Origin of the sequence: Paenibacillus sp. PsM32 (assembly GCF_030433815.1) — a bacterium.
Taxonomy (GTDB): Bacteria; Bacillota; Bacilli; order Paenibacillales; family Paenibacillaceae; genus Saccharibacillus; species Saccharibacillus kyungheensis.
Genome location: NZ_JARUWY010000002.1, coordinates 39238 through 64035, shown reverse-complemented (window position 1 = coordinate 64035; position 24798 = coordinate 39238). Strand labels below are relative to the sequence as shown.

At 38.9% G+C, this 24798-nt stretch carries 21 protein-coding genes; 20 read left to right on the top strand and 1 reads right to left on the bottom strand.

Translation table 11 applies throughout. From position 1 onward, the window contains the following. Positions 1-13: 13 nt before the first annotated feature. From QCD85_RS06135 to QCD85_RS06100, 8 genes are all read left to right on the top strand, one after another. Entirely contained in the window at positions 14-295 is a 282-nt protein-coding gene (locus QCD85_RS06135; RefSeq protein ID WP_301261985.1) for a hypothetical protein, read from the top strand. 19 nt (positions 296-314) lie between these two features. Beyond that, positions 315-761 (top strand): hypothetical protein, encoded by a 447-nt coding sequence (locus tag QCD85_RS06130; RefSeq protein ID WP_274172664.1) that lies wholly within the window; start codon positions 315-317, stop codon positions 759-761. A gap of 4 nt (positions 762-765) precedes the next feature. Beyond that, on the top strand, positions 766-1194 hold the full coding sequence (locus QCD85_RS06125; protein WP_274172665.1) for a hypothetical protein: 429 nt from the start codon (positions 766-768) through the stop codon (positions 1192-1194). A 95-nt stretch (positions 1195-1289) separates the two neighbouring features. Beyond that, on the top strand, positions 1290-1904 hold the full coding sequence (locus tag QCD85_RS06120; RefSeq protein WP_301261984.1) for an RcpC/CpaB family pilus assembly protein: 615 nt from the start codon (positions 1290-1292) through the stop codon (positions 1902-1904). A gap of 179 nt (positions 1905-2083) precedes the next feature. Further along, positions 2084-2926, top strand: coding sequence for a TIR domain-containing protein (locus QCD85_RS06115; RefSeq protein WP_301261983.1), 843 nt, complete (start codon positions 2084-2086; stop codon positions 2924-2926). A gap of 678 nt (positions 2927-3604) precedes the next feature. Next, on the top strand, positions 3605-4474 hold the full coding sequence (locus tag QCD85_RS06110; RefSeq protein WP_301261982.1) for a copper amine oxidase N-terminal domain-containing protein: 870 nt from the start codon (positions 3605-3607) through the stop codon (positions 4472-4474). Between the two features lie 68 nt (positions 4475-4542). After that, on the top strand, positions 4543-6882 hold the full coding sequence (locus QCD85_RS06105) for a CARDB domain-containing protein (RefSeq protein WP_301261981.1): 2340 nt from the start codon (positions 4543-4545) through the stop codon (positions 6880-6882). Continuing rightward, complete coding sequence (locus tag QCD85_RS06100; RefSeq protein ID WP_301261980.1) at positions 6879-7313, top strand: prepilin peptidase; 435 nt, start codon at positions 6879-6881, stop codon at positions 7311-7313. Before QCD85_RS06105 ends, QCD85_RS06100 begins: the two co-directional genes overlap by 4 nt. Before the next feature lie 161 nt (positions 7314-7474). Here QCD85_RS06100 and QCD85_RS23920 read toward each other — a convergent pair whose 3' ends face one another. Beyond that, the gene (locus tag QCD85_RS23920; protein WP_367317630.1) at positions 7475-7558 is read right to left on the bottom strand and encodes a putative holin-like toxin; all 84 of its coding nucleotides are present in this window, start codon (positions 7556-7558) and stop codon (positions 7475-7477) included. Between the two features lie 1542 nt (positions 7559-9100). On the opposite strand from QCD85_RS23920, the gene QCD85_RS06095 reads away from it, so the two are divergent. The 12 genes from QCD85_RS06095 to QCD85_RS06040 all read left to right on the top strand — a co-directional run bounded on the left by QCD85_RS06095 (position 9101) and on the right by QCD85_RS06040 (position 24793). Beyond that, a complete protein-coding gene (locus tag QCD85_RS06095; RefSeq protein WP_301261979.1) occupies positions 9101-12310 on the top strand; it encodes an S-layer homology domain-containing protein in 3210 nt (1069 codons plus the stop codon). A gap of 294 nt (positions 12311-12604) precedes the next feature. Next, positions 12605-14125: an SAVED domain-containing protein gene (locus QCD85_RS06090; RefSeq protein WP_274172673.1), complete on the top strand. Its 1521-nt coding sequence runs from the start codon at positions 12605-12607 to the stop codon at positions 14123-14125. 17 nt (positions 14126-14142) lie between these two features. Further along, on the top strand, positions 14143-15267 hold the full coding sequence (locus tag QCD85_RS06085; protein WP_274172674.1) for an SMODS domain-containing nucleotidyltransferase: 1125 nt from the start codon (positions 14143-14145) through the stop codon (positions 15265-15267). Further along, a complete protein-coding gene (locus tag QCD85_RS06080; protein WP_274172675.1) occupies positions 15260-17083 on the top strand; it encodes a ThiF family adenylyltransferase in 1824 nt (607 codons plus the stop codon). Before QCD85_RS06085 ends, QCD85_RS06080 begins: the two co-directional genes overlap by 8 nt. Continuing rightward, positions 17084-17584, top strand: a complete 501-nt coding sequence (locus tag QCD85_RS06075; protein WP_274172676.1) for a hypothetical protein — start codon at positions 17084-17086, stop codon at positions 17582-17584. 240 nt (positions 17585-17824) lie between these two features. After that, positions 17825-18178 (top strand): hypothetical protein, encoded by a 354-nt coding sequence (locus QCD85_RS06070; protein WP_274172677.1) that lies wholly within the window; start codon positions 17825-17827, stop codon positions 18176-18178. Positions 18179-18180: 2 nt separating this feature from the next. Beyond that, a complete protein-coding gene (locus QCD85_RS06065) occupies positions 18181-19437 on the top strand; it encodes a plasmid replication protein (RefSeq protein WP_274172678.1) in 1257 nt (418 codons plus the stop codon). Between the two features lie 121 nt (positions 19438-19558). Then, positions 19559-20191, top strand: a complete 633-nt coding sequence (locus QCD85_RS06060) for a hypothetical protein (protein ID WP_274172679.1) — start codon at positions 19559-19561, stop codon at positions 20189-20191. 242 nt (positions 20192-20433) lie between these two features. Beyond that, positions 20434-21477, top strand: a complete 1044-nt coding sequence (locus QCD85_RS06055; RefSeq protein WP_274172680.1) for a hypothetical protein — start codon at positions 20434-20436, stop codon at positions 21475-21477. A 211-nt stretch (positions 21478-21688) separates the two neighbouring features. Continuing rightward, complete coding sequence (locus tag QCD85_RS06050; protein ID WP_301261978.1) at positions 21689-22132, top strand: hypothetical protein; 444 nt, start codon at positions 21689-21691, stop codon at positions 22130-22132. Between the two features lie 5 nt (positions 22133-22137). After that, positions 22138-23901: a type IV secretory system conjugative DNA transfer family protein gene (locus tag QCD85_RS06045; RefSeq protein WP_274172682.1), complete on the top strand. Its 1764-nt coding sequence runs from the start codon at positions 22138-22140 to the stop codon at positions 23899-23901. A gap of 70 nt (positions 23902-23971) precedes the next feature. Continuing rightward, on the top strand, positions 23972-24793 hold the full coding sequence (locus QCD85_RS06040; protein ID WP_274172683.1) for a S1 RNA-binding domain-containing protein: 822 nt from the start codon (positions 23972-23974) through the stop codon (positions 24791-24793). Positions 24794-24798 lie beyond the last annotated feature (5 nt).

The window sequence follows — 24798 nt, the reverse complement described above, 5'->3', positions numbered from 1 at the left end:
AGGAGCTTTTATAATGCTGAAAATGTTCAAAAACACAACTTTACTTGTGAAATCTGCAAAACAAATAATGGTTTTTTTACTGGGCTACTCCAAACAAAAAGTAACTGCTTTGAATAAAAGTATAACTGGGCGTATGTACACTCTTGCTACGACTCAAAAAGGCGTTATCTCCATTGAGGCTGTGGCGCTCATTATTGTAGGCCTGGTACTCATCGTCATGTTCGTTCCACAAGCCAAGGAGCTGGTGACAGCTGGATTCACTAAGGCTAAAAGCTGGATGGATCAAATTTCATAATCGAAAGAAGGGAAGCCATATGTTCACCTACATTCGACGCCGCCTTAGCTTCTTGTTCCGGCAAGAACGTGGTAATGCAGCCGATATTATGGGTCTCTTTTTCTTTGGTTATTTTGGGGTTGTGATTGTTGCATTCATTGTCAATTTCATTATAGCGTCTATCTATCAGAGCGATTTGAATTATGCGGCCAAACAAGAAATGGGCGTGATGACAGTGCAAAATGGAGCTGATGCCGGAAGCGAACAGAGATTTCGAGACATGATCCGAACGATGGGGCACGATCCAAGTAAAGTGACTTTCGCAGCAACTCCTAAATTAGTACAACGTTATGACCCATTAACTATCCATTATACGTCAAGTTATCCCCTTTGGGCGTACAAGCTACTTGGAATCATGAACGAGACATTGAAGATTGATGAGACCATACCTGGTACTGCTCGCATACTGTTGCGAGGAGGCGACTGAAACCATGATGGGTTGGCTTAAAGTATGGACGATAATTTTGTTGTTTGCGATTGTAGTGCCAGTAGTGGGAAGTATCATCATTGTAACAACGATTCATCATCGGGGCGGTGATCGCCTAGAAATGGCAATCAATATCGGTGTCATTCATGCATTAGAAGCAGTGGATGCAAGCCATGGAGGGAAAGTCATTATGGACCCGGATGTACTACGAAGTACGATCCGGGCTTCTTTTCGTTCGCAAATGAAATTAGATGAGAAACTAGAAGGGCATTATATGAACGAGAGCCAACTGATCACAGACATAACGACTAATTCGTCCGGAAGTACAATCGTGACATGTCAGTTTTCCACGCGGGCAAAAATGTTGATACCGGGTTGGAGTGAAAAAGTCTCGGTTGTTCGGCGGATTCCAGTAGAAACCCAATATAACTAAAGGAGGAAAGGATCATTTTGAAACAATTATTACAACGTTGGTGGACGCCCGTAACCCGACTATTGATATTATTCATCCTCGCATTAGCTGTGTTTTTGCTGAGTTTCAACTGGCAACAAGCAAAACTTGAAGATCAGCGTATTACGATACCAGTATTGGTAGCAAAAGTGGATATTCTACCTTTTCAAGAGCTGAATGAGAATAATACCGAAATCCAACAAAGAGTAAAAAGTGATATTCCTTCGGATGCTTTAACGGACGCATCCCAATTGGACACTGTGCAGAATTTTGCTTCTGCTATTGGGTTTATCGAAGGTAGCATGATTCGGCAGAATCATTTGACGACAGCCAGTGCATCGCAAAAAGGAAGTAGTATTGCTCTAAAGCATGGAGAATATCAGATCGGTGTAAAAGTGGATTTGCCGACCGCTGCTGGTGGCGAAGTACGAGCTGGCGTGAAAGTGGATGTAGTAGCTTACGAGGGGCGAGACAATCGAGACGAAGTACGTAGTGACCCAACACTAAAAGGGATCGAAGTTGAAAAGGTTCTTGATTCTCAGGGGGGCATCATCAATAGTGGTGATGCAGAAAGAGGTAGGACGGTGCCAGGTGTCGTGGTACTACGTGTTAATGAACAGCAACGTAATTTGATTGTGCAGTATCAGGAGAATGGGAAGGTGTATCTAGCTCCAATAGGGCAGCAAAAGTAAAAATACTATTTGAATAATTAAAAGATCAGTTGTAAGTAATTGTTGTTATTTACTATACTGGTCTTCTTCCTCAAAAAAAGAACACGTAAATTTTATAGAAATAAATATGCTATTATATTAATAAAAGGAAAAATAGTTATAGGTTATAATTAACTCTAATTTGAGGGGGTAAGTTTAAAATGAATAAAAATGAGATCAAACGGCTTAAAAAAAGCTTGGACTTAATTGAACTATACGTAAATAGTGTTAAAAATTCATATAACGAAGTATTTAATTACAGAGATTCTTTCCATAATATTTTTTATGATGGAAGAAAACTTGACGAATTATTTCTTTCTATATTTCCTATTAAAGAATTAAATAAGTTTATCGATGTGCTCAGTATCGTTCAAACGGCAAATATGATTTCGGGTGATAAAATTGAAAGTGTGTCAGGCAGAAGTATTAAAGTAGCAGATTTAATAGACGCACTAGAGAATATAAAATTATCTATAGTACAAGTTATTACAACTCGTGGTTTAAATATTTTTTATTCTTGGCAAAGTGATTTAGATAACTCTACTAATAGAAGTTTTATTGAATCTGCATTAGAAAAGTCTATTAAACAATTTAATACAGAATCAGCATTACCTTTTTCTTTGGATAAGGATACTTCTAATAGAGCTGGGTCACCTGATATTTCAAAAACAATACTAGAGAAAATTGATGATTGCTTTATGTTTATAGCCGACATTTCTATTGTATTAAAATCTGATGTAACTCTAAAAAAAGCACCAAACCCAAATGTTCTTTTCGAATTAGGATATGCTCAGGGAGTACTTGGTGAAGAAAATATTGTGTTAATTTTCAACAATGCTCATGGGAAGATGGAAGAATTACCTTTTGATTTACGTGGTAAAAGAATTATGCAATATAATTGTCATAAGGGAATGTCAGATGATGAAAGAGCAAATGCCAAATTAGAATTGACCAAACAAATTAGTAGAGCAATAAGGGTAAGAGCAAAATCCGAAATAAGATGATCAAGATAAATGTTTCATTTATTAATCTTTTTGTTTTAATGGTTCTTTATCTTACAAAGGTTCTAGGAATATTTTATGTAATACAAGCCCAGCTTTTATCTTTTTTATCAGAGTATTAATAATTAATGGAGAGTCAAGCTCAATATATTAATTTACAAACTATTTCATTATTAAAAATATAAGGCATCTTGCAGAACAACTGTTACTATGAATTATTTTAGAAGGTGGATGAAATAAATATTTAGATAATAAGCCAAACATGTTAAGGGGTTGATTAATTAATAAAAATAGCCCATTAAGTTGCCTTAATCGGAAGATTTTGCGTATGAATTAGCATTAATTGTAAATCTATTAATCAATTATATATAGATTTAATATGGGTTTTAAAAATTATGAGCAAAAGTTATTATTTTTCTCAGTATAATAAAATTAGTCCAAAAAGTGCCTAATACTTTTATTCATCAATAAGTTTTAAATACTGTCTTATATTAACTTTCTATCTAGTCGGTAGTTGTATGGTTCTCATACGATTATCGGCTTTTGTATTTTATAAAGGGTGGAGAGGCGTACCAATAAAATTGAATTAAGCAAGTCAGAAAGGATGATGTATACTACAAATAAAGATATATAGATTTTTTTGAATATTACTTCCTAATTACATTAAAAGAGGTGAATACCATGAAAAAGAATTTTGCACTTATCGTGGTTGTTACAATGATGGCAATCGCTACTACTTTACAGCCAGCCCCAGTGCAAGCTGCTACGGATATCAAAGTAACAGTCAATCAGACGCCTGTGAAGTTTCCGGATCAAAAGCCATATTTGGATCATAGTCGTGTACTGATTCCGACAAGGTTTGTTGCCCAATCGTTGGGTGGTAAAGTTGAATACAATAGTGCCAACAAAACGGTAACAATTGAGCAGTCCGGAAAGACGATCACACTCAAGATCAACAGCAGCAAGGTAACAGTCGGTAGCAAAGTGATCACGTTGGATGTGCCAGCAAAAGTCATCAAAGGACGCACAGTGGTACCGTTGCGCTTTGTGTCTGAGGCGATGGGAGCTATGGTTGATTGGAATCAAAATAAAAGCTTAGTGGCTATCACAACAGGAAATATAACAAAACCAATATCTCCGACAACTGAAGCTGGTAATTTTCAGTTTGACCCGGGGTTTACTGATTTGGCAAAAAAGCTTTTTGTTAATAATATGAAAGAGAGAGATGGAAAAGTCACCTTTACTGTACCATCAGGAATTGTGGCTTATCATAATACAACAACGCTCAAACGTACGGATCTTGTCGCTGGAAAGGCATATACCTACACTGTTGGTAAAGATGCAGGCACATTACTATTTAACTATGTTGATTCTAATAAAGTAAAAGACGGCGCACAAAAACAATCTGAATATTATTTTGTATTTTTAGATCCTAGCCTCAGAGGAGTAAAAGATTTATCAAAAGCGATTGTAGTAACTGATGATCAAAGGCTTAATGAAAAAGTAGGAACTATTGCAACAGTGACTGCATTAGCAATTCAACTAAAATAAGATGCATGATACTGAAAAAGAGTCTAATCAACGGGCTCTTTTTTTATGTTTCATTAAGGAGGAAGTAGATGGACAAGAAAGTAATATTATTATTAATTTTATTTTGTTTGGTTTGTAGTAGTTCACAAGCATTTGCTGCTCAAATACCAATGCTTAATAGTTATATTTCAAAGAACTATAATGATGAAGGTGAAACACTTCAAGGTGTTGTACCTGCTATAGACAGCGAAAATACCGTCATTCGTCCATGGCAACTTTCTCGCTGGACAGGTATTATCAATTTTCCAAATGATGAAAGTAGCACTATTTCAAATTATGATGTTTTCAATGTCAAAAAAGCATATGGTGATACTGACTTTGATAAAGAAAATGGGTTCGGTCTTGTGTATAAAAGTCCTCAAGCTTTAGGGGACTTATTCGATGCAATGTTAAAAAATCAGACTAAAAACATTCCTGCTAAACAATTAAAATATTTTAGAGATACTTTTAAAGAAAATGCTAACGATACTAAATTTAAAACTGGGCATAAATTTTATTATACTTTAGACCGTACTGTACCATTCCTTCGTACTGCTGGTATTGTACAAAGAATAGGAATTAAATTCTCCCAAACTAAAAAAATTAGCAAATCTGAACGACAAGCCATTTATACGGCTTCCAAATGGCCAGAACTGTCGTTTTTGCGTATTAATCAGGGATTTAAACTATCCTATAAAGCGTATGGTTTTACGCAACGTGATATCCGTATCATAGCAACGAAAAAAGGGACTTTTCCAAATTTGAAGCAGGTTATGTCACTTACGGACAGAAAAATGATCTCCACAGACAAAGATGTAGCTACCGGAAGTGTGAATGTGACGAATCTGAATACGCTACGTGAAAATCTCGGTAATGACATTGATGTAATCCTAGAGGATGGATATGGGCGTACTGCGATCAAAACCATCAATATTGAAGAGCTGCTGAATATGGACTTTATTCCAGACGGGCTTACGCTTACAGACAATAATCAACTGTGGGTGAAGTTTCATTATAAAGGTGAGGATTACACGACATCGGACTATATCAGTGAGCGGGGTATCCCGTTGCTGGCAAAAGTAACAATTACAGGACCAGATGGAGCAGATCAGATCTTGCAGGGCATGTACACTGGTAGCTCGAAAAAAACGGTGAATGGACAGCAATATTCGTATTATTTTGGCAATATAAAGGTAGGAGAACAGGCAGGAAGATACAAAATTAAGATAGCCGTCACGATCAACAACCCATCGCACGAAAGCCGTGCTGTCGAGTATCCCAATAAGGCATACGACAACAACGCGATTACGGACGAGTGGACACGCGACTATACAGATTTAGTAGCCCAATCTGTAACGGTCGATCCAGGTAAGATGACTGATGGAGATCGTGCCAAGATTACGGCCAAGGTGAAGAATATCGGGCCAACGACACAAAATGACGTGTTGATCCGGTTTACGGATAACGGGCGAACTGTATATGAAACCACGAAAACACTTCCAGCGAATCAAGTCACAACGGTAGGTTCCTTCCAGTGGACTGGTAAAGGCGAAGGAAATCACCAACTTATGGTCGATGTCGATCCGAAGCAAGAGACAAACGATATTGACTATTCCAATAACACGGCGATTGGAACATGTATCATTGTTGGGGCTGACGGTAAGGTTGGAATCTGTGAAGGGAATAAAGTATCAGCAAACTGGTCAGTGACGTACCCGACGATTACGGGATATGACACTTATAAAGATCGTCGAGGTAGAAAGCATAAGAAACCAATCTGGAAATACAAATCGGTGAGATATCAGGAATCGCTGAAATTGTCGGCAACGGTCAATACGAAGCAAGGGATTCCGACTGATCCGGATCATCCGAAGGACAGTGATCGGGATTCGCGAGGCAGTTGGGAGATCATCCCGTGGAGCCAAGATCATGGTAAAGACCCGAACAGTGTTACAAGGGCAGGCTATGGTTTTGAATTAAATGTCAAGACCAACTACGACACAGATTGGGAAACAAAGGTACCGAAAGGCTATAAAGGTACAGCTCGTCGGATCGGAGGGAGCTATCACGGACCGACCAAAGTTACAGCAACGATTTACAATACACGAGGTCAAAAAGTAGACACGGTGAATATGGAGAGAATTGTTGGAGATCAAGATCAAGCAACGTGGGTGCTGCCGAAGCACAAAGCGGTGTCTCCAGTAACTGGTGAACAATATGTTGACCGAAAATGGTACATTAATAAAAATACCAGAGATGGGGAGTACACGATCAAGATTACAACCGATGCGAGCGGTAAGAATGGATTGATCGTTTGTACTGGTAAAGTCGTAACGATATTTGGAAGTATGTACGATGACACCCAAGATTTGCGAGTCTATACTAAATGATCTTACTGGTGAATCAAGGACTATTATGTGGGCTTGCAATCTTGTGTGTATATTTTGCTTATACAGATATTCGTGAGCGTATCATTCCTAATCGATGGACGCATCCGTTACTGATTATCCTAGTATTCTGGCGATTGATAACCATGGAGTGGACGTACTTATATGGACTGATTCCAGCACTAGTAATGGTGCTGATTTTTTTAATGCGCCAGTCTGCAATTGGTGCCGGAGATGTTAAATTATTTGGAATCATTGGATTAGTTGCTGGATTACCTCTTACGCTGATAACTATTTTCATAATGGGATTGCTATGTATGTGTTACGTAGGGATTCGATTAAGCTTAAGGAAGGCAATGCGTTATGAGTTCCCGCTTGCTCCATTTATTGCAATGAGTTTTTGTCTTGCAGTAGGAGCAATTATGATTATTTGAATTGGCAATCAATTTGCCGTTGCTTCACTCATTGTCAATCAGTATAATAAAGATAGAAGAGTCGTGCGGCTAACACGACTCTCCCGTACAACAGCCGCTTGCAAAGGCGGTAGGCTTTAGATGAGCTATTATAATAGACCGCGCATTCACAAAATAGCGGTCTATTTCTTTTTATTGAACGAAAGTATCAATACAACTAATGTTGCAAAGGATATCATCAAGATCAACGCTTGATAGACTTCCATTGGCATCACCTCCCTTATAGGAGATTAGCCGCCCGCCCTTTAGCCTATTCTATTGTACTAAATCCAAGTATATCATGATGCTCCAAGCCCGTCATTTTCCTGATTTAAGGGAAGTGACGGGCTTTTTTTATTTCTTCTATTCTATGTAGCAAGCTTTGCTTGTATTTTCTTCTAGAGGCAGGTGAATCTATGTAGCTCTACAAAATGTAACTATGTGTAGTAGCGAAGTTGGATAAGGTTTATGGATGGAGGAGGAATATGCATAAAAAATATATCAATGGATGCTTAGCAGTGATTATACTGCTAGGTTCTTTGATGTTGCCATTTGGTAGTGATCAACCAGTAGCTGCGTCATCATCAGATCTTGCATTCGAGCAAGCCAATTATGGATATTTGGTTGCATCAGGATCTGTGGAAAATCCAGTGCTGGGTAGCAAAACGACTGGAGCGAACAGTTCCTGGGGTTACCCAGCGGGAACCTATTACCGCTATGCCAAATCGATTCAGGCTAACTTTTCTGTGCCGGTTCCCAATGACATTGGTGCAGCAGAGTATTATGTGGTCGTTGAAGCAGAAACATCGGTTGCAGGGTTTGGCGGTAATGGAGTTACATCTTATGATCGTAAAATTAGTGCAAGTGATGATGGCAACACATATTCTACAATTTGGATCCCTTCTGGAAATGGTCAAGCAGTGGGTGCAATGAATTATGGCGTTCATACTGAATACAAAGTGTTAAAGATCAACGGGCCAGATGGTTATCGCATGGATGATAATCATGGCGGGAATATTTCTTATGCGGAGTATTACAAGAAAAAATTGACTGATATCCAGATTTACTACTCATGGGGATCGGGGTATTACGAGACCATGAAATCGCTCAAATATCGCGTATATCGCAAGGATATTACACTAACGTCTGCACCAGTCATTACAGTAACGCCAAGCGAAAACTATCATATAGGCAGCAATAATAGTTTTTCGATTGCAAAGCCCAGATATTACGGAAATTATTATGAACAGTTTTATGGAGTGCTCCAATATCGGATCGCTGGTGGCGATTGGATTAATTATGTTGGGGCTGTCAATATTTCAACTGAAGGCGAAGTAAAGATTGAATCTCGGCTGCTTACTCGTAATACCATGGAAAGTGCGTATGGTATTGCTTATAGCCGCTTGGATCGGAATAAGCCTAGTATCCCAACGATTGTAGGCTTGGATTCCAAAAAGTGGTATCGTGGGACATTTGAGCTTAATTTTACGCCGGGCACAGATGAAAGTTCTGGCGTAAACGGTGTTTATTACACGCTCTATGGAGCCACTGAGCAGGCACGTAGTAAAGCAAAGGCAGGGGGACGAAACAGTTCGGTCAAATCGATCACCGCGGACGGTCAGACCATTGTTACTGCATCCACTATCGACAATGTTGGACTGGAGAGTGATTTAATTTCTGGTAAGATCAATATCGATAACACCTCGCCGATTGGTATACTAACAGCGCCTCAAGGCTGGGCAAAGTCGATAACGATCAGTGCTGACGGCATGGACAGCGCGTCTGGATTTCAATTTATTCATTTGCCAAACAACAGCGCGTATAACGGTAGCCATTATGATTACTCCGTTACACATAATGGTACGTACACGTTTGGTTTTGAGGACGCGGCAGGCAATACATCGTCCAAGTCGATCACCGTAACCACTATCGATGATGTAAAGCCAACCGTAATGGTTTCTCGAAATGGGGCAAGCTGGACGGATCAGGATGTTCCGGTAACTTTTACGTTTGACGACGCAGAGTCTGGTATGAACGAAAACAAAATGTACTACAAGTGGACTCAATCGACAACTGAGCCGAGCAGTTGGGATCAAGCAACCAGCACGCAACAGACGACTATTCTTAGCCAAGCAGGCGTGTGGTACTTGCACCTGAAAGGCTATGACTTAGCAGATAATGAAGTCAGTTTTACATCATCTGCATATCATTTACAACGGCAGCCAGAAACGCCAAAACTGAACGTAACTGGCACAGCGACCAATCAGATGCTCTTGAGTTGGTCGCTTCCCACAGGTGAAGTGAATGTAGATGGTTTGCAATACACAATCCGGAATGAAACAACAGGAAAAAGCTGGACGCTCGATTATCCGATCAACGAGCTGAAGGATAGTTCATTGGCAGGTGGCACAGAATACACCTACACGATTACAGCAGAAAATCATGTAGGTACTAGCCTTGCCAGTGCTGCAATTACTGGCGTGACATTACCGCAAATGACGGCGAGTGCATCTGTATATGCGAGCGGAGACGATTACAGTAAAGCTTTGCTCAATATCACACCAGTACAATCAGCAACTGGATACCGAATCACTGCTACAAATTGGGGTACTAAGCAGATCGATGCAGATGTAACTGTGACTGGCACCATTTATCAGGAAATATCGGGACTCAAGCCATATGTAATGTATGACTTTGCAATACGGGCAATGAATGCCAGCGGAGAAGGGGCAGCGTATCACGTCTCCTTCTTAACCCTGCCGAATCAGCCTAATGAGTTTAAATCAGTGCAAATGACAGAGGATTCGATCTCGCTGAGTTGGAACAGCGTGACGCGTGGGGTATACGATTGGAGCAGTGTTACCAACGATACGTATTACCGCTTGCGCCGAGACAGTCAGATCATCTACACGGGTGCACCTTCGTCATATAAAGATACTGGTTTACAATCAGGTAGCATGTATGATTATGATGTTGCCGCTGGAAATAGCACTGGATGGGGTACAAAAGCGACGCTCAGCGAAGTATGGACACTACCAGCAGCGCCAAAGAAGCTCCAACAGGTGACAGCAACACCTACCAGTTTTACGGTAGCTGTGGATATTCCACACGGCACGAAAGGATTTGAAGCTACGCTAGATGGAGATAAAGTGATCCGCTTGGGTTCGGTACTCAGCGAGTATACATTTACTGGACTTCGACCGGGAACAATTCATAGACTTGAACTGGCTGCATATAATCAGTCTGGGGTGGGACGCTCCATTAGTATGATTGGTACAACGCTTCCAGATCAGCCATCCAGTGCTGCCATCAGTGTTTTGGATATTCAAGAAAATAGTGTGACGTTTAATGTGTATGATGTTTCTGGCGCGACCAAGTACAAATTGTCTGTGAATGGCAAAGAGTATGAGGTAGCTACCGGTCGAACTAAATTATACGGTTTGCAGGGCGGAACAGTGTACAGTTATACGCTAGCTGCCGGAAATACAGCAGGTTATGGTCAAGCGTATACGGATCGTTTTCTTACATTGCCATCAGCTCCAACAGGTTATACCTTAATCAAGCAGACACCAACATCTGTAAACCTTGAATGGACAGCTGTGAAGAGTGCCGCAGCTTACGAGCTACGTGATTCTACTGGTACTTTACTTGCTACGGTACAAACGCCAGCATATAATGCGACTGATTTGGAGCCTGGTGATATCGTACAGTATCACGCTGTTGCAAAAAACGCTTCAGGAACCGGTGCATCATCAGTATACACTTTCCGCACACTACCTGGATTTAAAGATGAAAATACCGACTATAGCCAATTGGTAAGCATAGATCGTGTAAATATGCATGATTTGCAGATCAGTTGGAAAGCTGTACCGGGTGCGGATCTTTACCGCGTGTATGATAAATATAAGCAGTTGATTACACAAACAATTGAACATAGTGCGGTAATCGATCAGCTCCACAGTGCAACTTGCCACAATGGCTACACGGTTGTGCCTGTGAATACTACTGGTGAAGGGAAAGCAATGCCAGTACCGACAGTGGAGACGTTACCAGATGGAACAATCACGCTGAGCTATGCTAGTACTCGTACTGCTATCACCTTACATTTACAGCATGAACTATCTACTGAAACGCTAGTGATCGCTTCGCAAGGACAGGAACTTTATCGTGGATCAGCAAACGGCTATAACAAGTATATACAAGATCGTCTCCAGCCAGATGAAACTTACAATTTCCATGTCTGGACGGAGAACGATCAGGGCGATCAATCCAATATGCAAACTCTTCGTGCGAAAACAAAGAAAGAGCGCACTGAGGGGGTAGCGGAAGCACCTGCAACCGACACCAAACAACCAGAAGTAACCGAAGAGCTGGTAGTCGCTGATCCTGATCCCGTAGATGAAGAAGAGCCAGATACAAGCATTAAAAAAGGTTTTATTGATATTGATCGAAGTTTTGCAAAGGAGTCCATTACACGACTTGCAAATATGGGTATTATAAAGGGCATTTCTGATGATCTATACGCACCGAAAGCAGGGACAACACGTGCCGAATTTATGGCTTTGTTGACTCGGTTGGTATTGACGCCTGAGCAGATTAAGCAATCTGCTATAAAATTAACTTTTAGGGATATTGATGATAGCGCTTGGTACATGCCAGAGCTTCATGCAGCAGTTGAAAACCATATTGTTAAAGGTTTCAATAATGAGAGATTTTTACCAGAACTAGTGATAGATAGAGAACAAGCTGCAAAAATGCTGTCAAACGCACTTCATGTTTTACCTGTAGAAAATAATAGTAATTTTTACATCGATTTTAACGCAATTTCTCCTTGGGTAAGAGAAGACGTAGGCGCTTTGACAGCAAGACGTATTGTGAAGGGATATCCAGATCAGACATTTAGACCGAAGTGTAAGCTCAGTCGAGCTGAAAGTGCGATTATACTTGAGAGAACGCTACAAGGACAACATCTCTTCTAATTTTAGTGGTTTTACTATTAAAGCCAGTTATTTTCTGTAATAAGAAGGATAGCTGGCTTTTAATGTTAACTTGAACTAACAATTGATGGATCTATCAAATCCAATTAGATACTGATTTCCTTCCAAATGATTAAATTTTCATTTATTTATAAATTGCCTGATAGTATTTATAGAATGGGAAGTTATTAAGTTTACAAGTGATAAATGAATTGAATAAAAAAGTATTTTATGAGAATATTAGTATTAAGAACATATGTTTTAATATATTAAAAATCTATTATAGGATTGTGATATATGGGAAAACCAATTGATGCCATTAATGCTGGGTTAACCTATCAAAATCTATATTTTTGGTTGTTTGCTTCTGAATTGCTTCATAGTGATAGTAATATTAAAGAAGTATCTTATGAAGATGATAGAGTAAAATCAATTGATGATGTAGTAGTTGAATATATTCAACCGATTAAAGGCGATTATAGCATTGAAGACGAGATTATTATGGATTTTTATCAGGTGAAATATCATGTTAAGAATTCAAACCAGATAAAACTATTAGATCTTATTGATCCTTTGTTTATTAATGCCTCAGCGTATTCTTTTTTAAATCGTGTTCATGATGCTTTAAAGCAAGGATATACGAAAGCAAGGTTCCATTTAGTTACACCTTGGAATATTCAAAAAGGTGATCCCTTGGAAAAACTGTTGGACAATCAACATAATAAATTGAATTTAAATGCTCTATTTGATGGAAGACCAAGCACTAAAATGGCTAGAGCTCGAAAAGCTATGATGAAGCAACTGGGTTTAAAAAATGAAAACGAATTACGTAATATTTTAAGTACTGTTCGTATTCAACATAGTAAACCAGGAATTTCTTTTTTAATTAGAGAACAACTTAATGCTAAACTTATGCTGGCTGGATTGAGACCTGTAGATTTTACTGTTCTTGTAAATCCCTATAATGACTTAATCGTTAATTGTGCTAGTAAAGGAAGTAAACGCTTTAATAAAGAAGACTTACTAAAATTATGCCGTACAGAGAAATTATATACTGGTCAGCCCATGATTTTAAAAGATAATATTCCTGTAGGTATTCGAAGTTTTCTGCCATATACTGAAAATTTAGAAGAAGAAACCCATCATTTATTATGTATGAGCGATGATTTTGATGGTAGATTGCTAAAGTCAGGAAAGAGCTGGAATGAAGACATTCATGCGAAGGTAGCCGAATTTACTAAAAGCGTGTTTTCTCCTGGCAGTTCCTATCTCATTCAATTCAATACACATTTATCTATAACATTTGCGGTTGGTTTAATTTTGAACCCAAAATCTGGAGTTAGAGCTTTTCCAGTTCAACGTGGAAATGGATTGATTGCATGGATTCCAGATTTGTATGATAAAACTATGCCAAATTATAGTAAGTTCATTGAAGAATGCTTGGATGATCCATCTTCTGATAGTGATACGGTGGTTGCTATCAGTGTAACTCGTAATGTTAAGGATCAAGTTGAGTGGTATCTAGAAGAGAAGGGTTTAGCACAAAAGTTGTTTTATCATTTTTATTTACCTTTAGAAGGAGTCACAGCAATTGAGGATGCAACACATTCATGGATACTTGCGGAACAAGTTATTCGCACTATAGGTCGTCGGAAACCGCACCAAAAAAAAGGTAAGATTCATTTTTTTATTTCTGCTCCTGGAGGGTTTGTTTTTTTCCTTGCTCAACAAGCTACGCATATTCCAGAGATTGTTTTGTATGAAAATCATTTTTCTGGAGATGGATCGTATTTCCCTTCATTTTATTTGCCTTTATAAAAATCGGAGGTGCTATAGTGAATATTCCAACTTATTTTTCTCGATTTATTAAAGAAATTCGTTTAACAGAAAATCAAACTAATGATTTGATTAAAGGTCATACTACACTAAGAAAAAGACTAAAAGAAGATGAAAAGTTATCTGGAATTATTGTAAGCACATTTTTACAAGGAAGCTATCGACGAGCTACGGCAGTGCGACCAAAAGGAGATAGTCGTTCAGATGTTGATGTAATTGTAGTGACTAGGTTAAGCATGGATAAATATAATAATCCAGAAGATGCAATTAAAGAGTTTGAGCCATTCATGGAGAAACATTATGCTGGAAAGTATAAGATCCAAGGTCGATCTATCGGAATTACCTTGAGCTATGTAGACTTGGATGTAGTTATAACTGCTGCTCCCTCTGAAAGTGAAGAGAATATTTTGGAATCAAATAGTGTTACTAACATGTACACACTAGAGGATGTTGAAACATGGACTTTGAAAAATTCGTGGGAAGTTTTAAATGAAACTATTGAAGAAAGCTTCGTCTCTAAAACTTATTCAAATGAAAATGAACCAGAATGGAAGACTGTTCCTCTTTGGATCCCTGATAGAGATGCTAAAGAATGGAAGAAAACTGATCCTCTTGCACAAATTAAGTGGACACAAGAAAAGAATAAATCTTGTGATCGCCATTATGTGAACGTAGTAAAAGCTTTAAAGTGGTGGAGAAGAATTAACAATATACCTAAATATCCAAAAGGCTACCCTTTAGAGCATCTTATAGGGCTGTGTTGTCCAGATGAAATAGAAAGTATTGGTCAAGGTGTAACAGAAGTTTTAGAAGGAATAGTAAATAACTACCCAACAAAACCTTTTATGGCAGATCATGGTGTCCCTGAGCATGACGTTATGGGAAGAGTTAATGATGAAGAGTACGATGAATTTTATAAATTGATAAAAATAGCAGCTAAAACGGCTAGAAAAGCTACAAATGCTACTACTGTTAAAGAAAGTGCAGAAGAATGGAATAAATTATTTGGTTCAAAGTTCCCAACATCGGAAGCTACAACGAATAGTAACGAAAAAGGTAATTCGACTTTTTCAAAAAGGGAGAATCCAAATAATTCTAATATTGTAGGTGGTCGTTTTGGCTGATCTTTCAGTAGCTAATAATATAATTATAGGATGTACTCAATTAGATATCATAAAAGGATATCAACAGCTAGAAGAACTTTTCTGGCTCTCAGAACACAAAAGTTGGATTCTTAGATTTAATATTGAACTGCAAGAATTAAATGATGGTAACATACCATACGCAACAAATTGGTATATGCTAATAGATCCTCTTTATCCAAGAGGATCTATTAGCATATACCCAGATAAAATTTATGGTATCAAACAAACATATCAGCATATGAATCAGAACATAGAAGTTGATAATCTTCCGTGGCGACTAGGTAAAATTTGTACAGACTGGGATAATAACCAACTTGAATTACTATCAGATACTGAAGAAATGATGGATGCAAAATATCGTATTTCTTGGCATGTAGAGCGTTTGAAAAATTGGATCCTTGCTGCTTTTAATGATTCACTCGCTGAAAAAGGTGCTTATTTTGAATTACCGCATGCATATTTGAATAAAAAACCACAAATCATTTTTGCTGAAGAACAAGAAGAATTTGGTAATTGGATAAACTCTAGGAATAGAAGTGGATTTATATCTTTAAAAAATGTAAATGCTCATCCAGATATATTTTTTGTTTGTGATTTTTTTGATAAAAAAAACCAAATTATAAAGAAATATAATTGGGGAAGAATAGTAACCGAAGAAATAGAAACTAAACTCCATTCGGGAGTATGGGTATTGTTACCATTTCAGCCTATAATTCATCCATGGACTTATCCTAAAACGATTGGAGATTTGGAAGAAGTTTGTAAAAAAAATCATTTCAATATCTGGAATGAAGTATATGAACTTATGCATAAAATTAGAAAAGAAGGACAACAAATTTATCTTTTGATCGGATTTCAAATTCCTAAATTGGTTGGAGACGAAAGCCTAATTATACATTGGATTAGCATTGGTATAAGAGCGTTAACGAAAAAAGTAAAAAAAGTTAAAGGATTTCGAAAAGAAATTGATTATTATTTTCAATTGGATCGCCTTAATAGTTTGCATTCTAATCAAAATCTGAATTATATTTATACTGACAATTGGAGCAAAGAAGCAATTCTTAGCCGAGGGAGTATTGATAAAAAAACATATAATGACGGTATTTTTTTGATTGGAGCCGGGGCGTTAGGTTCATCAATTAGTGAGATGCTATCTAGACTGGGTATTTCCAAAATAGTAATTTGCGATGATGATATTTTAGAAATGGGTAATCTATCCAGACATACGCTTGGAGTAAATCATTTATTTTCTTCAAAGGCTAAAGCTTTATCCGATAAAATTAATCAAAACAGTGTACATGCTTGGTCTTTTGCAATTAATAAAAAATTCCCTAATTTAAATGAACAAGAAATGGAATTATTAGAACAACAGGAAATTATAATCGATACTACTGGAAGCGATGCAGTTATTGATTATCTGCATTCTTTTGATTGGACAATTCCAAAAAGATTCATTTCAATCTCAGTAGGTTTTGGAGCAAAAAGGGTATTTATCTTCTTATCAAATAAAACCCCCTTTCCTCGAAAAGAATTTTATAATTTCATAAAACCTTGGATCGAATTAGAAAAAAAAGAAAATAAGGATATTATATTACCGCGTGATGGAATTGGATGTTACCATCCTTTATTTCCTGCTCGTTCAGATGATATTACATTGATGTCTAGTCTAGCAATTAAAGAAATTGAAGCTTGGTGGATTCAATCTCATAGACCTAGTATATTTGCTGTTTATGAACAGCAATATTCAAATGGAAAAACGACTGGTGTTTTATTAAAACAACATGAGGTGTTTTAATTGCTCATTCATAAATATTCAAATGATGACAATAGTTTAACTGTTGAATTTAGTAATGAGGTATTGAAATTTATGTTGACAGAATGTCGTTTAAGTAAAGATTTAGAGACAGGTGGTATTTTGGTTGGCTATTATAATGATGATTTAAATAAGGCCATAATATTAAAAAGTAGCCGAGCACCTATAGACTCAAAAAAAACAAAAACTAGATTTTATAGAGGGGTAAGCGGTCTAAAGAAATGGCTCAGTGAAATGTGGTATAAAGAGAGAGCTTACTATATAGGTGAATGGCACTTTCATCCTTTTTCGTCAAGTGAAATGAGTATTATTGACTTTACTCAAATGCAATCGATTTCTAGGGATAATAGAATAAACTGTCCTGAACCTATATTATTTATAATCGGAGGTAATCCTCAAAAAAAATATTCGACTTCTATTTATGTTTTTACTAAAAATATTAAGCCTTTAAAACTAAATCATTATGAATCAGAAATTATTTAGTTTCTTTTATAGATATAATGGTTTTTATTAAATTATACGTTACAAATGCAATAGATGATTGATCCACACTCTAGGTTTAAAGATTTGATTTGAATGGTTTAACACCCTTTAATAGATCAGCATATACTTAAATATAAATTCGGCGCTTTTATTGATCGATCTAAAGCCTTATTTCTACAAAAAACTCTTACTCATTTGGGTAAGAGTTTTTTTGTTTAGAAATGAAGGAGGTGCTTATAAATGCTAAGTCGCGAACAGATTTTACAAGCATTATTAGCTGCTACAGTTCAAAATGAGAATATGATCTGGATGCTTGCCGGAATTAAAATGGCTGAACGTCCCGTACAGAAAGATCACTTACGGGATGTTACAAATATGATCTACAAGGAGATTCATCCAGAAGCCGAACAGCTTCCTATTCGCTCACGTCATTTATTGGATGAAGCGGCTGCAATGCTGGAGGGAGCAGCTTTAGTCGAGGTGGCAGAGATTGCAAAAACCAAACAGTATACATTGTCAGCATTGGGTGAGGAGTTACTACAATATCGGCATCAGCAGCGACAACTTCAAAAATCAAAAGGAAAGGACGTTTAGAAATGAGAATCAGTTTGAAATATGGCTTTTTTGGCTGGGGAATGGGTGGTACATCGATTGCATTTGATTGTGCTGACGTACCTATGTCTTCTACAGATAAGACACGTCCCTATACTGCTCTACTGATTAATAGCAATGAGATCGATTTGACGAAATTATCAGATCTTCCTAACGTTAAAAAGCTCTTGCTAAAAGGTTATGAGCGTGGGGTTGGACGGGATATCGTACTAGGACAAAAAGCTTTCGAGGATAATCAGGAGCTGATTAAAGAATCGGTAATAAGCTATTTCAAAGATCGTGATTATATATTCATTTCTTGTGGACTCGGTGGAGGAACCGGTACAGGAGCACTATTAGAAGCCATTCGTCTACTGCATACTTCTGGTTTTGCTGGACGTTTTGGGTTGCTACTTACCTTACCACGTCGAAATGAGGGGCGTAAGGTGCTTTCTAATGCTCTGCAACGCCTACAAACGCTAAAGCGTGCAATGTCTGGACTTGGTGCGATTATCATTGTAGATAATGAACAACTTTTTCAAGTTGGACTTGCGCAGGAAAAGCCCGCCAGCGTGGAAGAGTTTATGAAGTCCTGTAATCGGCATATTGCCAAGTTACTTCATGAACTCAATACAGTGACTTCAAGTTATATCCCCTACGGAAATTATCATTTTGATGCTTCAGAATGGCTTAATATGTTGCATAGTAGCGGATGCTTGCATATTGCTAAATGTGTTTTGCCTATTAATGATATTAACATAGCATCTCCAGTTACCTACATGGATAAACTTAAGCAAAGTGTGCTAAATGGAGAACTGAGCACCGGCTATGATCTTTCAGATGCAGCTAGTAGTGCAGTAAGCATTGTAGCTGATCAATCTTGTGCTAATGAATTATTTACTCATGTTTTTGTAGAAGAAGTCCAATCTTTTTTACACAATACTACGCCTACTCTTGATGAAAATCCTGTTGCAACCTACGGTGCCGATCAACCTGGTTTAGTAACGATCTATACAGTAGTGTCTGGACTTAATTTTCCCGATAGTGTAAGCAAACTAGCAGAAGAAGCAGCAGAACTTGAACGGCGTGTAGAGGAACGTAATCAAAAAACAGATATGATTGCAGTTGCACTTGCAGGATTCAACAAGGAGGTCAAGAAAGAAGAGGCTGATCTAGAATCGCTCCTATTTGGTGACTCATCCTCAGCCCCTGATCGTGATACGCCTAAAGACCCGTTTGATTTTTTAAACGAATTAAAGTGATACGCATCACATCTAGTTAAGTGCTGCACTTACTGATGCACTTGGCAGAAGTTTATATTCTGCTAGTGCATCTATATGTGATGCATTTGCTATGTATAAATGTCAAAAGGAAGTGATGCAGTTGGAAGGATTGAGTTTTCGTGAGCAGGAAGTACAAAGAGAGCTTATGAGTTTAGAGCGAATGTATTTTCAATCTGTGTTGCTTTCATATGATCTGAGTGAGGCAATTGCTAATAAAAGATCATTTTTACCAGAAAGTTGGTCTCTTGACCCGTTACCTTATCCACCCTGCTCTTTCGAAATGTTTGAATTGAGTGGATATCCTGTATATCAGTTGTCTTATGAGGGAGTACTACCTTTGTATAGTCAAGATCGCAAATATTTTAGGGCGGTTCGTGACTATTATTGGCATGCTACTTTTGAAGCTGTGCGTAATGCTGAATATCCAACGTTAGATCATGCATGCATTTATATTTGTCACTTTTTTAAAAACTTAATCATCCGTGATACAGATAATCGAAATCGTAGTTTGTTAATTAATGCTGTTAGACATGCACAAATGATTAGAGACGATTCATGGAAAGAAATAGTTAATTTGGAAGCTGGATTCTTAGATGACTCGGGTAAAAATCACATCAAAGTTTTAGTCAGTCCAACATCAAACATCAGTAATTTAACAATATATGTAAATGATAAATATGGAATTACTAAAGGGAAATCGGGTTCATTTGAACCTGATTCTAATACCTTTTGATTTGAACCCGATAATTGATGCCAAAAAATAGCTGAATCCGTTGATCTGAAAAGGATAATACGCAAAAGCATAAGTCATAAAAAGCGAGAAGGTGAGGAGAGGCTACCGCTAAACGCAGTTGAGTGGAAGCTTCGGAGCACCCTGCATGAGTAGAAAATATACAAAGAACAGGAATGGTAAAAATAAGCAAATAGTGAGTAGAGAAAGAATGTAAGGATTTCCAGAACGAAGGGTGAGTGAAGATGCCAAAACAGCGAGAATGGACAGAAAGGGATTTATTAATTTTGCAGACATTGTATGAATTAAGGGAGCTAACCAAGCAGCAGATTACAACAACATATTTTAATGGGAATGCAAAATATGCGAATAAACGACTATACATTATGAAATGCGAAGGATTGATTGTGACACAAATATACGGTAGACGAATAGAGCAGCATACTCGGGTAGCTGCTTATATACGAATTGCGGAGCGTGGAATGGAATTGCTGGTAGCTAAGAAAAGAATAGAGACAAGCAGCTACCGTGCGCGAGATATGGGACTTACTGTACAACAGCGGCAGTATATTATCGACGCCAATGAGTTGCATCTGAGAATATCTGAAATTCCCTTTTTGGATTCTAGGAGGATTAAAAGAAAATATCACTTAAATCGAGGGGATTTATTACTTGGCGGTTTCGAGACTACACAAGGAGACTATACGATTTATATGCTTAATGCCGAAACAAAGCCGCAAACATTCATCAAAATCGTGACTGAAATCCGCTCATCTAAACAAATCCAGATCAAAGGATATTTAATCTTCTATAAGCATGGTTCTGTTAGAAGACGTTTCGTAGAATTATGCGAGCGAGAAGGACTGGTGACAGGCGGTATTCCAATCTATCTCCTACCGTATGATGAGCTAGGGATTGGATTGACACGCTGGTACATTCTAGCGGGTGATCGTTATACTCATTTGCAGCAGTTGCTGGCTCCTTATGGGCAGCTTGTGAGGGTGAAAGATCACAGCAAATACGGATTTCTGTATGGACTACGAAGGGAAGGAGAAGAGAATCCGCCATATTTGGTAGAGCAGCTAACAGGCGATATGCTGACATTGGGTCGTAATTTGAAATTTTATACGCCAGAAATGAGCCGCCAAGCAGGGCAACGGGTGCTGGTGATCTGTCTGGAAGAAGAGGAAGAATACTATCAAAAGCAAATGGAGCATGAACGGCACGTTGATATACTCGGTATTCCACGAATTACCGTTGAAAGTCATTTTAAACGACTAGGAGGATAGGTATGATGGCGTACGATCATGATGTATCATGGCTTCTTTCTGAGCCAACTATTTCTTTCCTGCATCGATTTATAGAGTCAGTCATCATCTACGGGTTCACCAGCCCCAGGTGTAATAAGGATCAAACACGGTCTGAAAATTTATTCGACCTTATGGATTGCGTATGATTCGATTTCTTTGGCTCGTGCTCAGTTTATGTAGCTGGGCTTATTTGTATGCACAAACACCGGCTTGGCAAGGATGGTGGATATGGCTACCTGCTTTCGGAAGCTTACTGGTGTACTTGTATGGCTGGGTACTGGAGCAGCGTAATCAGGTGCTGATGTTTTTCACAGGTCTTCTATGGAGTGGATCAGCCTTATCGCTCAACGGATATGCCTGGCTGATAAGTCAGTCTAGAATGCCGATCTCGGCGATCATGGGTTTGCACGCTATGCTCCTTATGGTTCTGCTCACTTCCTTGTTTTTAACAGTAGTGAATTATCGTATCCAGCATAATTTTATGAATCGTCGGGGTAATGTGAGCAAACAGCAACTGGTTGTCATTAAACCAACGGTATCAGATCGTTGGACATCCATTAAACGCATATTCATTCGCAACAAAAGTACCGAGATTCAACTGAATCTTGGCGAAGAGATTCCAATGAAGGAGTAATGTACATGTCGGCTATTCAATTTGGCGGAAGTGATTTATTTACGCATATGCTGGCCGTGGGACCGACACGTTGCGGCAAAACCGCAACACTGCTCAAGCCCATTATTTATCAGCTACTGTTGATGAAGAAAAGAGGTATACCACTGGGGCTTTCAGTTGTTGAACCCAAAGGGGATCTTGCCGGAATGGTGGCAGAGATGGCTGGAGAGATGGAGTTGCCCTGTGTACACGTTGACCCCACATCTCCAACGAGTGCGCGCTTTCCTGTGATGAAAGGTGATGAGGACGATGTAGCTGAAGCTACCGTCACTGTGTTGAAATCCATGTTCGGTAAACAGGAAGCATTTTTCGCTACTGTTCAAGAACTTGCTGGTCGGAACATTACCAAGCTTTTAAAACGTCTTTACTTAGACGATGTGAACTTGGGCGATGTCCTGCGAACGATGCGTGATCAGCGTGTGCTGGAGGACAAAGTAGCCGAGTTACGTTTTAAGGAAGGCGAATCAGATTTAGTACAGTTTTTTCAATCGGAGCTGCTCGGTTCACAAAAAGATAAGTACCAGCAATTCGTGATTGGTCTTCGAGCACAGTTAGAAAACTTAACCTCCAATCGTCATTTAGAGCCGATTTTGATGGGTCAGTCGGATTTTGACATGGATGCGCACTTTGCAAACGGTGGCATACTTGCGATCAATACAGCCATGGGCAAGTTACGAAAAGCTGGGGATGCTTTCGGTCAGTTTGCAGTCATGCACTTGCAAAGCGGTACATTCCGTCGTCCGGGAACAGAACTTACTCGTATACCGCATATAATCGTCGTCGATGAATATTCCCGGTATATCAATCCTGATGTCGAGCTGTTCTTGTCGATCGCTGCTGAATATCGAACAGCTGGATTTTTTGCTACGCAATCCCTTGGACAACTGGAAGTAGAAGCAGGAAAAATCAATGCGAAAGCGATGAAGCAATCCATCCTGACAAGTTGTCGCAATAAAATCGCGTTTGGTGGTTTGGCTTATCAGGATGCGCTGGAGTTCAGTCGTGAATTTGGAAAGAAACAGATCATCAGCCGGCAGAGTACATTCAAACAGCAGATCCTGATACCAAACCTATTACCGGAAAACTACCGCGATACGGAAATGGAAGAAGATCGGATCTTTTACACACAACTGATGGATGGGCTGCCTAAGTTTCATTACGTGGCCAAGTTACTGAATGATGGAACACCGATGGCACCAAAAATCGGAAAGGGCAGTTTTGTCCCGCGCGACTGGCGCGAGCGCCGAGAGTGGGAAGTTCGAAAAAAACAATGGTCGTTTAAATTTCATGTTAAACGCAAACAAGAAGAGAAGGATTCAGATTCTGTGACTGAACAGGAATTGGAAGCTCAACACGAAGAAAAATCAGTATCTTCATCCAAGCTTATCTTTGTTGATAAAGAGCTGTCCCTAGAACAAACCGAACTGGATGCTAGTGCGGAAGTGGTAATGCAAGAGGATTCTCATACCTCTAAACCTCTGCAAGGTAAAGAAGAAGAGTCGTTTGAAATGTATTTATTTACTTGGATATTAGACGAGTTGAAACTCGACTATACCCACAACGATATCTGGGCTGAGATCATTCAACATGAAGATGCAACAGCAGCTTTTCGTATGTTATTTCAAATGCATGGAAGCGAGAATCCTACATTAAAAAAACTACACCAAGAATTTCAGCGTCGCAAACAGCATGCTATGTATACCGCCATCGAAGATGACCCATTTGAGTAATGCCCTCGCTGATGATCAGTGAGGTTATTTTGGATTGATCAAAAATATAACCCTATAGGAGGATTTATCCATGAGCCAAAATGAACTGAAACGAGTACTGATTGAAGGGTACGATGAGAAAAAGCTACAACAAAGCGGATACGATGAAGCTTGGGCGCAAATTTACAGTGCAAAGCAAAATAATCTGATTTTGCAGGCGGAACTGATCGGGATGGAAACCAAACTGAATAAGCTATGCGGGGTAGTACAAGTAGGCGAAGTACGCGGACTGATCCCACAAGAATATGCTGGTGTAACGGATCCTCATGCCTTCCGCCGGATGCTGGGCGAACCAGTTGCCTTTAAAATTGTATCCTATGATCGAGACGGAAAAACATTCATCGCTTCTCGGCAAGCGGCGATTGAGCATATGGAAACGGCAACGTGGAAGTGGTTGGAGAAAGATGCAATCATTACGGCAGTAGTGCGTTCTGTTAGTGTGAAGCAAATGACGGTGGATATTGGCGGGATTGAAGTCGATTTGCCGGTGCAGCATTACGCACACGGTTGGACGGAAGACTTACGCGAAGTTGTGGAAATAGGGGATCACTTCAAAGTGAAGGTGCTAGAGCTGGACAAAGAGAATAAAAGCATCGTCATCAGCCGAAAGGCACTCGAGCAAAGTCCATGGCCAGATTGTAGTCAACGATACAATCTACGCGGTGAATACATTGGTCGGGTATCCGGCATTGCAGAGTATGGGGTATTTGTGAATCTGGAGCGCGGGGTGGATGCACTGGTTCGACACATGGCATTTGATCGGCTGCGTGTTGGCGATAAAGTATCTGTACGTATTATTCGCTTAGATGTCAAAAAACAACAGATTTTCGCTCGAATTACGCGTAAGCGATAAGGAGC

Excerpts from the sequence above, each read along its gene's own strand:
- QCD85_RS06130 (WP_274172664.1), top strand. The coding sequence starts at position 315 with ATGTTCACCTACATTCGACGCCGCCTTAGCTTCTTGTTCCGGCAAGAA.
- QCD85_RS06070 (WP_274172677.1), top strand. The coding sequence starts at position 17,825 with ATGCTAAGTCGCGAACAGATTTTACAAGCATTATTAGCTGCTACAGTT.
- QCD85_RS06065 (WP_274172678.1), top strand. The coding sequence starts at position 18,181 with ATGAGAATCAGTTTGAAATATGGCTTTTTTGGCTGGGGAATGGGTGGT.
- QCD85_RS06055 (WP_274172680.1), top strand. The coding sequence starts at position 20,434 with ATGCCAAAACAGCGAGAATGGACAGAAAGGGATTTATTAATTTTGCAG.
- QCD85_RS06135 (WP_301261985.1), top strand. The coding sequence starts at position 14 with ATGCTGAAAATGTTCAAAAACACAACTTTACTTGTGAAATCTGCAAAA.
- QCD85_RS06105 (WP_301261981.1), top strand. The coding sequence starts at position 4,543 with ATGGACAAGAAAGTAATATTATTATTAATTTTATTTTGTTTGGTTTGT.
- QCD85_RS06095 (WP_301261979.1), top strand. The coding sequence starts at position 9,101 with ATGGACAGCGCGTCTGGATTTCAATTTATTCATTTGCCAAACAACAGC.
- QCD85_RS06125 (WP_274172665.1), top strand. The coding sequence starts at position 766 with ATGATGGGTTGGCTTAAAGTATGGACGATAATTTTGTTGTTTGCGATT.
- QCD85_RS06110 (WP_301261982.1), top strand. The coding sequence starts at position 3,605 with ATGAAAAAGAATTTTGCACTTATCGTGGTTGTTACAATGATGGCAATC.
- QCD85_RS06115 (WP_301261983.1), top strand. The coding sequence starts at position 2,084 with ATGAATAAAAATGAGATCAAACGGCTTAAAAAAAGCTTGGACTTAATT.
- QCD85_RS23920 (WP_367317630.1), bottom strand. The coding sequence starts at position 7,558 with ATGGAAGTCTATCAAGCGTTGATCTTGATGATATCCTTTGCAACATTA.
- QCD85_RS06090 (WP_274172673.1), top strand. The coding sequence starts at position 12,605 with ATGGGAAAACCAATTGATGCCATTAATGCTGGGTTAACCTATCAAAAT.
- QCD85_RS06045 (WP_274172682.1), top strand. The coding sequence starts at position 22,138 with ATGTCGGCTATTCAATTTGGCGGAAGTGATTTATTTACGCATATGCTG.
- QCD85_RS06040 (WP_274172683.1), top strand. The coding sequence starts at position 23,972 with ATGAGCCAAAATGAACTGAAACGAGTACTGATTGAAGGGTACGATGAG.
- QCD85_RS06100 (WP_301261980.1), top strand. The coding sequence starts at position 6,879 with ATGATCTTACTGGTGAATCAAGGACTATTATGTGGGCTTGCAATCTTG.